Origin of the sequence: Bifidobacterium amazonense, from assembly GCF_018555435.2 — a bacterium.
GTDB lineage: Bacteria > Actinomycetota > Actinomycetes > Actinomycetales > Bifidobacteriaceae > Bifidobacterium > Bifidobacterium amazonense.
In genome coordinates this window covers 1-13,440 of sequence record NZ_JAFEJT020000028.1, presented here as the reverse complement: position 1 = coordinate 13,440, position 13,440 = coordinate 1, and the positions used below count along the sequence as shown (strand labels likewise).

The window sequence follows — 13,440 nt, the reverse complement described above, 5'->3', positions numbered from 1 at the left end:
CATTACCTCATTTGGACCGTTTCTGTTACCTCATTTGGACGGTTTCTGTTACCTCATTTGGACGGTTTCTGTTACCTCATTTGGACGGTTTCTGTTACCTCATTTGGACGGTTTCTGTTACCTCATTTGGACGGTTTCTGTTACCTCATTTGGCATGGTGCCACGCGCGGCAGTGTGATTCCGGGCTCAATCGACACGAAACTGATCGAACGCAAGATCCCCTTCGGGGACGACCCGTCCAAATCCTGCAAGGGCATGTACGTGATCGCCGCCGACCCGTTAGACAAACAGATCGTGCTGGGTGAATGCAAATGGCGCAACTCGTTCAACGAGACGGAAGCGATCGAACGACTCCGCCGACGAGCCGGCCTGATCCACGGTTACCCGGCTGACAACGCGTACTTCTCCCTCTTTTCGAAGAACAAGTCGAGCGACGCAACACTCGCCCGATACGACCACGACGAACACATGACATGCCTGTTCGTCGACAATCTGTACGCCGCGGCATAAAACGGACAGTCTTCGGCTGACTTGTTGTTGGCAGTTTGACGATTGAGAGGCTGTTTTTCGAATGTGCGTAGGTCAGTTTGACGATTGAGAGGCGGCCGGCCCGACAGCTAACCCGGCCGACACCGCCCACACATGCCCCTACAGCAACTTAGGGGGTATAAATAGGTGATTGTTCGGAGGAAACCCGCCTCTCAATCGTCAAACTGACCTCTGCACAAGGCGAAAATAGCCTCTCGATCGTCAAACTGATGCCTAAACCCCTCTATGCCGGTGCGAACTTGGCTGGAGTCAATCTTTGCTCGGCTTAATCGTTTACCGGTTCCGCGACAGATTCAGATCCCGGCTGATCCCCGCGACACGCCCGGCGTAAATCGGCGGCGGTGCGTATGATGCTGAACCATGAGTGACTACAGGGCCGAACGGGAGCAGCGCGAACGTCGCCGCCGCAGCATCGTGCGCGCGGTGTGCATCGTCGTAGCCGCTGCCATGCTGCTCAGCCTTGTCATTCCCGCGATCTATGCGGGTCTTTGACGTTCCCGCGAACGCCCGCAGCGTCCGCGGTGCGGCGCGACGCGACAAGCCGTCGGACGCGCACGGACGCAACGCGCGAGGCGCCGTCCTCCGAGTCCGTCCGATGAGGTCCAACGGACAAGGCGCGCATTTCGCGCACGGCGCCGCACGGCACGCAGGAACGAACGTTTTACGCACAACACAGCACACACAGCACAACACAAACGTATGGTGGTGAACGATGGCAGAATTTGACTACAACCAGGCGATCGGCGACGCGCGCGCCAAATACGAATCCATCGCCAAGGCGCTCGACATGGACCGTCTCAAGGCCGAGATCAAGGATCTCGAACAGCAGGCCGCCGAGCCCGGCCTGTGGGACGATCCGGAGAACGCGCAGAAGATCACGAGCAAGCTGTCGGCCGCGCAGGCCCAGCTGCGCCGCCTCAACTCCGCGAGCCAGCGCATCGACGACGTGGAGACGCTCGTCGAGCTCGGCCGTGAGATGGAGGACGCCGACTCGCTGTCCGAAGCGCAGACCGAGATCGGCAAGATCCAGCAGGACCTCGACGACATGGAGATCCAGACGCTGCTCGACGGCGAATACGACGAGCGTTCCGCGGTCGTGACGATCCGCTCCGGCGCGGGTGGCGTGGACGCGGCCGACTTCGCGCAGATGCTGCTGCGCATGTACCTGCGCTGGGCGGAGCGCAACGGCTACAAGGCCAAGGTGATGGACACCTCGTACGCCGAGGAGGCGGGCATCAAGTCCGCGACCTTCCAGGTGGACGCCCCGTACGCGTTCGGCCGCCTGTCGGTCGAGGGCGGCACGCACCGCCTTGTGCGCATCTCGCCGTTCGACAACCAGGGCCGCCGCCAGACCAGCTTCGCCGCGGTCGAAGTCGTCCCGCTCGTCGAGGCGACCGATCACATCGACATCCCGGACACCGACATCCGCATCGACACATACTGCTCCTCCGGCCCCGGCGGCCAGGGCGTGAACACCACGTACTCCGCGGTGCGCATCACCCACCTTCCGACCGGCATCGTCGTGACCATGCAGGACGAGCGCTCGCAGATCCAGAACCGCGCCGCCGCCATGGCCGTGCTCCAGTCCCGACTGCTCGTGCTGCGCCACGAGGAGGAGGCCAAGAAGAAGAAGGAGATCGCCGGCGACATCAAGGCCAGCTGGGGCGACCAGATGCGCTCCTACGTGCTGCACCCGTACCAGATGGTCAAGGATCTGCGCACCGGCTACGAAACCAGCCAGACGCAGGCCGTGTTCGACGGCGACATTGACGCGTTCATCGAGGCCGGCATCCGCTGGCGTCATGAGCAGCGCCGCGCGGCCGAGGCTGAGGCCGAGGCGTAACTCCTCTCGGGCTCCCCTTGCCGGGGGAGCCAAGGGAGGGGATGGCATCCCGAAACATACAAAGGAAGATCATGGCACTCATCTCGTTGGATCATGTGAGCAAGATCTACCCGCGCGGCACGCGTCCCGCGCTGGACGACGTCAACCTGCACATCGACCGTGGCGACTTCGTGTTCCTGGTCGGCGCGTCCGGCTCCGGCAAGACCACGCTGCTGAGCCTGCTGCTGCGCGAAGAGGAGGCCACCGACGGCGAGATCCACGTCGCCGGCAACGACCTGCGCCGCCTGACCAACCGTCAGGTGCCGCAGTACCGGCGTTCGATCGGCTTCATCTTCCAGGACTACAAGCTGCTCAACAACAAGACCGTCTGGCAGAACGTCGCGTTCGCGCTCGAGGTGATCGGCACGCGCCGCTCCACGATCAAGTCGCTCGTGCCGAAGGTCCTGGAAACCGTGGGACTCACCGGCAAGGAGAACAGCTATCCGCACGAGCTGTCCGGCGGCGAGCAGCAGCGCGTCACCATCGCGCGCGCGTATGTGAACCATCCGCAGATCCTGCTCGCCGACGAGCCGACCGGCAATCTCGACCCGACCACGTCGCTGGGCATCATGGAGGTGCTCGACGCGATCAACCGCACCGGCACCACGATCGTCATGGCCACGCACAACGAGGAGATCGTCAATTCGATGCGCAAGCGCGTCGTCGAACTGCACGCCGGCAGGATCGTGCGCGACGAACGGCAGGGCTCCTACGATTCCGCGCTGTATTTCCCGGACGCGGAGGTCGAGTCGCGCTCGCAGCATGCGCTTGGCATGGGCGGCGACGACCGGTTCCGCCCGAACGCGTCCGTCGCGGCCGGTGCGGTCGGCTCGGCCGTGGCGACGACCGGCGGCGCGACGGACGGCCCTGCGAACGTTGCGCATGATGCCAACGTCGGCACGACGTCGTCCGAAAGCCGCGGCGGCGCGCACAGCAAACGCAATTCGCGCGCGCGTCAGGCCGAGCGCGTCATCGATCAGGTGACCGAGGTCATCAACGGCGAGCAGACCGACGAGGGCATCGCACGACTCGCAAGCTCCGTGCACTCCGGCCGCACCGGCCGCTACGGCGAGGTGTTCGCCCCGGTCGAGACGACGCTGACGTGGGGCCGCGGACTCAAGCTCGACGAATACGAGGCCGGACTCAAGTCCGGCGCGCAGGAGGACTCCGCGTCGCAGGACGCTGCGTCGCGGGACGTGACGTCACACGATGCCGTGTCGCATGATGCAGTGGACGGCGATGCGCGCGGTGCCACGGAAGATGCCGCACCGTCCGGCGTTCCGGCAACGTCCGCCGCGCCGGAGACGCCCGGCGACGTCGCGCGTGACACGTCGGCCGCTCCGGTCGACAAGCCGGTCGAACCGGTCGAACCGAATGCGATGACCGCGAACGATAAGAACGACAAGACGGATGGCACTGCCGACGAAACGATGCCCGAATCGCAGGATGCCCAGACGGGCGAGGAGCGTCCGGACGAGCTGATGCCGATCGACGCGAAGCCGGACCGTCGTGCGGCGTATGCGGCCGCATCGTCGGTCACGGCGATGCCGAAGCTGCCGTCCATCCCGGACTCGCTGCTCATGCCGGCCGCATTGCCGTCGCCGCAGCAGCAGTCCGCACAGGCCGAGCCGCCGACGCAACGACCCGCATCGCCGCAACCGCCGCAATCCGCGCCGCAACAGCAATCAGCGCCGACGCAACGCCCCGCCGCGCCGCTGCTCGCCCCGCCCGCGCCTCCCGCGCCGCCGGCCGGGACCGCGCACCACGACGCGAATCGTGCCGACAACCGTACCGACAAGGAGAACGAGGAAACCCGATGAGACTGCGATTCATCCTCTCCGAAACGTGGACGAGCCTCCGTCGCAACGTGCCGATGCTGCTGTCCGTCATGCTCGTCACGTTCATCTCGTTCCTGTTCATCGGAGCGTCCGTGCTCACGCAGGCGCAGATCGTCAAGGCGAAGGCCGGCTGGTACGACCAGGTCGAGGTCGTCGTGTGGCTGTGCCCGGACGGCACCAGCAAATCCGCGAACTGCGCGAGCGGCAAGGCTCCGTCCGCGACCGAAATCGACGCGATCCAGCAGAAGATCCGCAACGAACTGCCCGACGTGGTCGCCAACATCACGTACGTGTCCAAGGAGAAGTACTACAAGGACACGTTCCTTAAACGCTACCCGAACGGCGAATTCCAGGGCCGCACGCTCACCGCCGACGACATGCAGGCGTCGCTGTGGCTCAAACTCAAGAACCCGGAGAAATACCAGGTCGTCTCCGAAGTGCTGTCCGGGCAGGACGGCGTCGAGGAGGTCTCCGACCAGAAGCAGATCTTCGACCCGGTCTTCGCCGTGCTCAACCGCGCCACCGCGGTCACCGCCGTGCTCGCCGCGGTGATGGTGCTCGTCGCGATCATGCTCACCGCCACGACGATCCGCATGTCCGCCGCCTCGCGCAGCAAGGAGACCGAGATCATGCGGCTCGTCGGCGCGTCCAACTGGACGATCCGGCTGCCGTTCATCCTCGAAGGCACCATCGCGTCGCTGGTCGGCTCGGTGCTCTCGTGCGTGATGCTGTCGGTGATCGTGCGCGTGTTCGTGACCGGCTGGCTCGCGCAGTCCGTCACGTGGATCCCGTACGTAGACCAGACGACCGTGCTCATGATCTCCCCGTTCCTTGTGCTGGGAGCGATATTGCTGTCGATGATCGCGTCGCTGATATCCCTGCGCCGCTACCTGAAAGCCTGATATCAGGCCGTTTGACGGGCGTGTTGCGGGGACACGCCCTTTCAGATTCGTTTGTTATGGTGGGATCTGTTTGACGAAAGGAAACGTTGATGATCCGTTCTTCACGAGTTGGGGGATTCCGCAGGCCCGTACTGGCCGCCGCTTCGGCGATGATGCTGTGCGCAGCGATGGCCGTGGGCACCATAACCGCGCCGGTGCCGGTCGCGAACGCCGACACGTATTCCGATCTGCTGAACACGCGCGCGCAGAAGCAGGCCAGCGCCCAGCGCGAGGCCGAGCTGAAGGCGCAGCTGGCGGGTGTCAGCAGCGCGCTCGCCGATAAGATCATCGAACTGGACACGCTGACCAACGTCACCATCCCCGCCGCGCAGGAGGCCGTGAACAAGGCCAACCAGGCGGCCGCGGTCGCGCAGGCCGAGGCCGACGCGATGGCGTCCCGTCTCGAGGCGGCCAAGAAGGACAAGGCCACGCTCGAGGAGGAGATCAAGAAGACCGGCAAGGACTACGACGACGCGCACGCCGCGGTCGCGCAGATGGCCCGCGAGTCGATGCACGGCTCCGACGCCTCCGATGTGATGAGCGTGGTCACCGGTTCGACCAGCACCAAGGACTTCGTCAACGCGATGCAGACGCGCGACGCGATCGCGCGCACCGAATCGAACGCCGCATCCGAGGCGGCCGTCTCGCTCAACACGTCGATGAACCGCGGAGAACGTCTCGCCGCGATCGAACAGACCATCGCCGAACTCAAGGTCAAGGCCGACGAGACCGCGGCGGCGGCCGAAACCGCGGCGGCGAACGCGCAGAGCGAACGCGACGCGCTCGACAAGCTGCGCGAGGAGGGCGAGGCGAAGCGCGCCGAGCTCGAGGCGCAGCAGGAGCAGATCACCGACGCGAGCGCCAAGCAGGCCGCGCAGACCGTGCTGCTCGACTCGCAGATCGACTCGCTCAACCGCAAGTATGCCGCCGAGCAGGCGGCGGCCGCGGCCAAGCCGACCGTCGGCCCGCAGGGCACCACGCGCCCGGCCGGCAGCACGTCCACCAACACGAATACGAATACGAACTCCGGCGGTTCGTCCAACTCGTCGTCCGGCAACGGCGGCAACTCCGGCTCGTCGTCGTCCGGATCGTCAAGCGGTTCGTCCGGCTCGTCCTCCAGCGGCACGTCCGGTGGACAGGGCACCAGCAACGGCGACTCCGGCAACGCGTACGCGGGCGGCCAGTGCACGTGGTACGCCTACAACCGCCGCAAGGAAATGGGCATCGGCACCCCGTCCTACTTGGGCAACGGTGCCGACTGGGCGAACACCGCCCCCTCGTACGGACTGCGCGTCGACAACATTCCGCAGGTCGGCGCAGCCCTCTCGTTCTATCAGGGACAGGACGGCGCGGACGGCACGTACGGCCACGTCGCGGTCGTCGAGGCGGTGAACGCGGACGGCACGATCCTCATCTCCGAAATGAACGTGCAGGGACTTTACGTCGTCTCCTATCGCACGCTCACCAACAACGGACAGTACCGCTTCGTGCACTGATCGTGCACTGATCCGCGGGAATCGCGCGGCCCGGCCGTTCTTCGCCTGCAGCGAGGACGGACCGGGCCGTTGTGCTATTCTGATGTGTTGCGTTGCATTGTCGCGTTGCAGGACGAAAGGAGGGGACGGATGCCCAAGGAAGAAGGCACGAAGCTTATCGTGCAGAACAAGAAAGCCCGGCACGACTACGCCATCGAAGACCATTACGAGGCCGGACTCGTGCTCACCGGCACTGAGGTGAAGTCGCTGCGCGAAGGCCGCGCGTCGCTCGCGGAGGCGTTCGTCTCCATCGACCGCCGCGGCGAGATGTGGCTTGAAGGGGCGAACATCCCCGAATACCTCAACGGCACGTGGAACAACCATGCGCCCAAGCGCAAGCGCAAGCTGCTGCTGCACGAGCGCGAGATCATCAAGCTGTCGCGCCAGTCCGAGGCCAAGGGGTACACGATCATCCCGATCAGCCTCTACTTCAAAAACGGCCGCGTCAAGGCCGAGATCGCGCTCGCCCGAGGCAAGAAGGAATTCGACAAGCGCCAGGCCCTGCGCGAGGAGCAGGACAAGCGCGAGGCCCTGCGCGTCATGCGCTACAAGAACATGCGCGCCCGCTGAACCTGGGCGCACTGCACGAAGGAGCCGTGATGCGCTTGCTGAATCATTTGCCGCTGTGCAAAGTCATTGGCGGTTTGGGTTACTTGGCGTTGCGGATTTTGGTATGGGGGAAACCTCAAGCGCTGGAGTTCGCCGGTGGGTGGCCCGTGTTGATTGGCGTATTGACGGCTTGTGCATTGTTGGCAATGCCGTTCCATAGTCCGGTGGTTAATATCACCGGACTGTTTGGCATGGTCGCGCTTGTGATCATCGAGGCGAAGTATCCGGAGTGGTCGTTGGCGCTCCGCCATTCAGGCATCGATGTCATCATCGGTCTGGCGTCGTTCGTGATGATGATATGGGAGCCGGCACGTCCCAAAGGGAATCCCAATTAGATATCTGGCGGTGCGGCGGACACTACGGTGGAATAGTGCTTACGGTCGCTGGCGTCGATGGGCATCCGGCACGTCACGCGCTATCGGGCATAAGTTTGTTTGACACTCTGAATGCCGATGAGAAGGCGCATGGTCGAGGCGCCCCTTCTTGATTCTACGACACGCTCGGTGACTTCCCCGGGGCGATGTCCCCTGAGGTCCGCTTCTCCGGCCAGAGGATACCTGTCGCGCAGTAGTATCTGCGGCAGAATCTCAGGCAACCTCAACTTGCCGTATTCCCCTTTCCAACATTCCCCTTTCCAACCGTTCTGTTGCGTCGACTGGTCTCCCTAAGCGTGGCAAATCGGTTAGGTTGTCGGTAGGTTGCTACGCTGAGACCTCTCTTCGCGTAGCAATACGGCGATGCTCCAACCGTTTTGCTACGTTGACTGCTCTCAGCGTGGCAAATCGGTTAGGTTGTCGGTAGGTTGCTACGCTGAGACCTCCTTTAGCGTAGCGATCCGTTGATGTTCTAGCCGTTTTGCTACGTTGACCGCTCTCAGCGTGGCAATTCAGACAGGATGTCACCAGGTTGCTACGCTGAGACCTCCTTTAGCGTAGCGATCCGTTGATGTTCTAGCCGTTTTGCTACGTTGACCGCTCTCAGCGTGGCAATTCAGACAGGATGTCACCAGGTTGCTACGCTGAGACCTCCTTTAGTGTAGCGATCCGTTGATGTTCTAGCCGTTTTGCTACGTTGACCGCTCTCAGCGGAGCAACTCGGATAGTCCTTCTCCGTATTGCTACGCTTGTGCACCTCACATATGTGGAGCGTCCATACAGCGGACAATCTGCGCCTGTTTTACGCAGCCGTAGCAAAACGGCCCTACTCTCGCGAACTAACCGGAAACATACCCGCCGGCCGGCATTCATGAGAGAGGAAATCCTAATGTCCTACAGCAAGGGAATACGTCGCAATCTGCGTTCCATCGCAGCGGCCACGCTGGGCGCGGCCATGATCTTCGCGACCGCCGCATGCGGCACCACCGACACGGGTGACACGAGCGCGTCGGGCAGCGGCTCGTCGTCGGGCGATTCGGGCAGCTCCAGCTCGACCACCAAGGGCTTCGACACCAGCTCCATTCAGAAGGACGACGCGATCGCCGCGCTTCTGCCCGACTCGGTGGCCGGCGACGGCACGCTCACCGTCGGCACCGACACCTCGTACGCGCCGGCCGAATTCCTCGCCGAGGACGGCAAGACGCCGGTCGGCTTCGACGTCGACCTGTCCAAGGCGCTGGCCGCCGTGTTCGGCCTCAAGGAGGAGACCGTCTCCTCCACGTTCGATTCGATCATCCCGTCCGTCGGCAGCAAATACGACATCGGCATCTCCTCGTTCACCGTCACCAAGGAACGCATGGACGCGGTCGACTTCGTCACCTATTTCAAGGCCGGCTCCACGTGGGTCGTCAAGAAGGGCAACCCCGACAACGTCGACACGTCGAACCTGTGCGGCGTGAAGGTGGCCGTGCAGACCGGCACCACGCAGGAGGAGGAAGTCAACAAGGCCAACGAGCAGTGCAAGGCCGACGGCAAGTCCGAGATCGAGATCCAGTCGTCCAAGCTGCAGACCGACGTGACCACCGCCGTGGCGTCCGGCAAGGCGTCGATCTTCTACGCCGATTCGCCGGTCGCCGGATATGCGATCTCGCAGACCGGAGACACGCTGGAAACGCTCGGCGACGATACGGGCGTGACTCCGGAGGCAGTGGCGATCAAGAAGGGCGACTCGGCCACCGCCGAAGCCGTGCAGAAGGCCATGCAGAAGCTCATGGACGACGGCACGTACGCCAAGATCCTCGACACGTGGGGCGTTTCGTCCGGCGCGATCGACAAGGCCGAAATCAACCCGTCCGTCGACTAACAGCCGAGCAGCGGACGGTCAACGGTCTGAACAAGGGCCGGTGAACTCCCAGTAAACAAGAAAGCACTGTCCTCTCTGTATACTCGGAACCGAATCGAGAACCGAGAGAACAGAGAGGACACATCATGTTCAAGACCCTGAAAAGCGCGGCCGCCGCAGCGCTGGGCGCGGCCCTGCTGCTGGGCACCGCCGCGTGCGGCACCACCGACGCGACCACCGACTCCACCACGGGCGCGTCGTCCAACGCGACCGAAGGCTACGATCTGAGCGGCGTCAAGACCAACGACAGCGTCGCCGCGCTCCTGCCGAGCAAGGTCAAGAGCGCCGGTAAGCTCACCGTCGGCATGGAACTGTCGTACGCGCCGGCCGAATTCCTTGCGGAAGACGGCAAGACGCCGGTCGGCTACGACGTCGACATCGCGACCGCGATCGGCAAGCTCGCCGGCGTGGACACCGACATCGTCTCGTCCACGTTCGATTCGATCGTCCCGTCCGTCGGCTCCAAGTACGATCTCGGCATCACCGCGATGACGATCACCACGGAACGTCTCGAGGCCGTCGACTTCGTCAGCTACTACCGTGCCGGCTCCAGCTGGGTCGTCAAGAAGGGCAACCCGAACAACGTCGACACCACGCAGCTGTGCGGCCTCAAGATCGCCGTGCAGACCGGCACCGTGCAGGAGGAAGAGGCCAACAAGGCCGCCGAGCAGTGCAAGGCCGACGGCAAGGACTCGATCGAGGTGCTGTCCACCAAGCTGCAGACCGATGCGGCCACCAGCGTCGTGACCGGCAAGGCCGACGTGTTCTACGCCGATTCGCCGGTCGGCGGCTACGCGATCAGCCAGACCGGCGGCGAGCTCGAGATGCTCGGCGACGTGGAAGGCACCGCGAAGCAGGGCGTGGCCATCGCCAAGGGCGACGAGGAGATGGACAAGTTCATCCAGGCCGCCGTGCAGGAGCTCATGGACGACGGCACGTATGAGAAGATCCTCAAGCACTGGGGCGTCGAATCCGGCGCCATCGACAAGGCCGAGATCAACCCCACCGATCTGGCGTAAGCTCCGTTGCCTCGGCTCCCCCTGATCTGGCAAGGGGAGCCGAGGCTTGATATAAGGACACACACTATGGCGAAGAAACAAGCTGACGGCGACGGACTGAACATCCCGAACCGCATCGACGCGCTGCCCGTGCGCCGCCCCGGCCCGATCGTGGCCGCCGTGATCGTCGTGCTGCTCGCGGCGATGCTCATCCAGGGCATGATCACCAACCCGCGTCTCGAATGGCCGGTCGTCTGGAAGTATCTGTTCAACGAGAACGTGCTGCGCGGCATCCAGTACACGCTCGCGCTGACGGTCATCTCCATGGTCGTGGCGATCATCCTGTCGGTCATCCTCGCGATCATGCGCAAATCCATCAACCCGGTGCTGCGCGGCGTCAGCTGGTTCTTCATCTGGTTCTTCCGCGGCACCCCTGTGTACACGCAGCTCGTGTTCTGGGGCCTGTTCGCCGTGCTCATCCCGCGCTTGAGCATCGGCATCCCGTTCACCGACATCTCGTTCTGGAGCATCAGCTCGCAGGACGTCGTCACCGCGTTCAACGCCGCATGGATCGGACTCGCGCTCAACGAGGCCGCATACCTGTCCGAAATCGTGCGCGCCGGCCTCGAGGCCGTCGACCCGGGCCAGACCGAGGCCGCGCAGGCGCTCGGCATGAAGCGCACGCTGATCATGCGTCGCATCATCCTGCCGCAGGCCATGCGCATCATCATCCCGCCCACCGGCAACGAGACGATCGGCATGCTCAAGACCACGTCGCTGGTCACCGCCGTGCCGTTCACGCTCGAACTGCAGTTCGCGACTGGCGCGATCGCCAACCGCATCTACAAGCCGATCCCGCTGCTGCTCGTGGCCTGCTTCTGGTACCTGCTCATCACGTCGATCCTGATGGTGTTCCAGTCGATGCTCGAAAAGCACTTCGGCAAGGGCTTCGACGCGCGCGCGATGGGCACGCGCGGCAAGCAGGCGCCGCTGCCGGGCAAAACCGAAGGCGAGCCGAAGGACGACGTGAACAAGATCAACGAGGCCGGATTCACCGGCATGACCGCGTGAGCCGGGAAGGACAGGCGACTGACGATGACTGATATGACCGCATTCCCCGCGTCCTCTGACCCCACCGGTGCGACTCCGGCCGTCAAGGCCACGCAGGTGCACAAGGCGTTCGGCTCGCTGCACGTGCTCAAAGGCGTCGACCTGACCGTGATGCCCGGCACCGTGACCGTGATCCTCGGCCCCTCCGGCTCCGGCAAATCCACGTTCCTGCGACTGATCAACCAGCTGGAGACGCTCACCGGCGGCACGATCGAAGTCGACGGCGAGATGATCGGCTACAAGCCGACCGGCCGCACCGACGACAACGGCCAGCCGATCCTGCAGACGCTCGACGACAAGGCCATCGCCGCGCAGCGATCCAAACTCGGCATGGTCTTCCAGCGCTTCAACCTGTTCCCGCACATGACCGCCATCGAAAACGTGATGGAAGCCCCCGTGCACGTCAAGCACATGCACAAGGCCGAGGCCCGCGCGCTCGCCGAAACCGAACTGCAGCGCGTCGGCCTGGGGGAGCGGCTCGACTACTATCCTGCCGAACTGTCCGGCGGCCAGCAGCAGCGCGTTGCCATCGCCCGCGCGCTCGCGATGAAGCCGGAGATCATGCTCTTCGACGAGCCGACCTCCGCTTTGGATCCCGAACTGGTCGGCGAAGTGCTCAACGTGATGCTCTCGCTCGCCAAGGAGGGCATGACGATGATCGTCGTCACGCACGAGATCGGCTTCGCCCGCGAGGTCGCCGACCAAGTCGTCTTCATGGACGGCGGCGTGGTCGTCGAACAGGGCGGCCCGGAGATCATCGACCACCCCACCGAGCCGCGCTTTAAGGACTTTCTACAGCACGTGCTGTAGCAGCTGACATCGGAGCATCCGTCGCCATCGGGCCGTCCTGTGTACGCTTTCGCGGAACTATCCGCAATACCGTACACAGGACGGCCCTTTGCGTACGTTCTTGCGGAACCTTCCGCAAAACCGGCTCTTCGCATTTTGGCGTGTATGGCGTCATTGCCAACGTGTCTGGCAGTCTCGGAATCGCGCTGTCGCGCGATACTGTGCCGTTTGGCGGCGGCTTACGCCGCCGCATGTGACCTCTTTGATCGGTGAAGCCGACGGCAACTGAAGCGGCCAACGGCAGTGATGCTGGCGGAGCCTCGGCCCCCTCACCGAGGGCTGTCCGGCGTAACCGGACTGGGGGAGCTCCGCGGCCGCGAGGCCGCCAAATAAACAGCATCGCGCGCAGCGCGATTCCAACACCACGCCGACACGCTCATATCCCCGCCAGACGCTCCCGTACCACCTGTTCGATCCTCGCGCACACCGCATCAAACATGCGATCCACCTGATTGTTCGCGAACCGGACCACCATCATCCCCCGCTCCTCCAGCACGCGGGTGCGCTCCTCGTCCCGGACCCGCTGCCCGCCCGTGTAATGCCCGCCACCATCAAGCTCGACCACCAGTCGGGCTTTGGCGCAGTAGAAGTCGACGATATACCGGCCGATGGGCTTCTGCCGCCGCCAACGGGGCGTACGACCGGTGAGGAACCGGTACCACAGCTTGCGCTCCCACGGCGTCATGTCACGGCGCAATGCCCGTGCCCTGCCGGTGTTGGCAAGGTCATACTCTCTGACGTGGTGGTCGCTCATAGGGGGTAGCGTAGCGGGGCCGGCGGAGAAGACGGGATCGCGCGAAGCGCGATGCCGTGTTGTTGGCGGCCTGTGGCCGCGGAGCTCCCCCAGTCCGG

Annotated in this window: 12 protein-coding genes and 1 pseudogene; 12 read left to right on the top strand and 1 reads right to left on the bottom strand. The window is 63.9% G+C overall.

Going from position 1 to position 13,440, the window contains the following annotated elements:
* The 12 genes and pseudogenes from JS533_RS07705 to JS533_RS07655 all read left to right on the top strand — a co-directional run.
* On the top strand, nucleotides 1-510 hold a 510-nt coding region (locus JS533_RS07705), incomplete at its 5' end, for a hypothetical protein (RefSeq protein WP_241513853.1).
* 399 nt (nucleotides 511-909) lie between these two features.
* Nucleotides 910-1,041 (top strand): hypothetical protein, encoded by a 132-nt coding sequence (locus tag JS533_RS13715; RefSeq protein ID WP_274619209.1) that lies wholly within the window; start codon nucleotides 910-912, stop codon nucleotides 1,039-1,041.
* A gap of 220 nt (nucleotides 1,042-1,261) precedes the next feature.
* Nucleotides 1,262-2,392: a peptide chain release factor 2 gene (gene prfB, locus JS533_RS07700; protein WP_241513852.1), complete on the top strand. Its 1,131-nt coding sequence runs from the start codon at nucleotides 1,262-1,264 to the stop codon at nucleotides 2,390-2,392.
* Between the two features lie 71 nt (nucleotides 2,393-2,463).
* Nucleotides 2,464-3,553 (top strand): annotated as a pseudogene (gene ftsE, locus JS533_RS07695) (cell division ATP-binding protein FtsE); the annotation flags it as partial.
* Between the two features lie 694 nt (nucleotides 3,554-4,247).
* A complete protein-coding gene (gene ftsX, locus JS533_RS07690) occupies nucleotides 4,248-5,171 on the top strand; it encodes a permease-like cell division protein FtsX (RefSeq protein ID WP_241513851.1) in 924 nt (307 codons plus the stop codon).
* 89 nt (nucleotides 5,172-5,260) lie between these two features.
* On the top strand, nucleotides 5,261-6,706 hold the full coding sequence (locus tag JS533_RS07685; RefSeq protein ID WP_420838639.1) for a CHAP domain-containing protein: 1,446 nt from the start codon (nucleotides 5,261-5,263) through the stop codon (nucleotides 6,704-6,706).
* A 129-nt stretch (nucleotides 6,707-6,835) separates the two neighbouring features.
* Nucleotides 6,836-7,315 (top strand): SsrA-binding protein SmpB, encoded by a 480-nt coding sequence (smpB, locus tag JS533_RS07680; protein WP_241513850.1) that lies wholly within the window; start codon nucleotides 6,836-6,838, stop codon nucleotides 7,313-7,315.
* A gap of 29 nt (nucleotides 7,316-7,344) precedes the next feature.
* Nucleotides 7,345-7,689 carry a hypothetical protein gene (locus JS533_RS07675; RefSeq protein WP_241513849.1) on the top strand — a complete coding sequence of 115 codons (345 nt, stop codon included), beginning with the start codon at nucleotides 7,345-7,347 and terminating at the stop codon, nucleotides 7,687-7,689.
* 928 nt (nucleotides 7,690-8,617) lie between these two features.
* Nucleotides 8,618-9,592, top strand: a complete 975-nt coding sequence (locus JS533_RS07670) for an ABC transporter substrate-binding protein (protein ID WP_241513848.1) — start codon at nucleotides 8,618-8,620, stop codon at nucleotides 9,590-9,592.
* 125 nt (nucleotides 9,593-9,717) lie between these two features.
* Nucleotides 9,718-10,650, top strand: a complete 933-nt coding sequence (locus JS533_RS07665) for an ABC transporter substrate-binding protein (RefSeq protein ID WP_241513847.1) — start codon at nucleotides 9,718-9,720, stop codon at nucleotides 10,648-10,650.
* A 66-nt stretch (nucleotides 10,651-10,716) separates the two neighbouring features.
* Nucleotides 10,717-11,700: an amino acid ABC transporter permease gene (locus JS533_RS07660; RefSeq protein WP_241513846.1), complete on the top strand. Its 984-nt coding sequence runs from the start codon at nucleotides 10,717-10,719 to the stop codon at nucleotides 11,698-11,700.
* 24 nt (nucleotides 11,701-11,724) lie between these two features.
* Nucleotides 11,725-12,549 carry an amino acid ABC transporter ATP-binding protein gene (locus tag JS533_RS07655; protein ID WP_420838638.1) on the top strand — a complete coding sequence of 275 codons (825 nt, stop codon included), beginning with the start codon at nucleotides 11,725-11,727 and terminating at the stop codon, nucleotides 12,547-12,549.
* A 415-nt stretch (nucleotides 12,550-12,964) separates the two neighbouring features.
* Here the strand turns inward: JS533_RS07655 and JS533_RS07650 are convergent, their stop codons facing one another.
* Nucleotides 12,965-13,342 (bottom strand): endonuclease domain-containing protein, encoded by a 378-nt coding sequence (locus tag JS533_RS07650; RefSeq protein ID WP_241513844.1) that lies wholly within the window; start codon nucleotides 13,340-13,342, stop codon nucleotides 12,965-12,967.
* Nucleotides 13,343-13,440 lie beyond the last annotated feature (98 nt).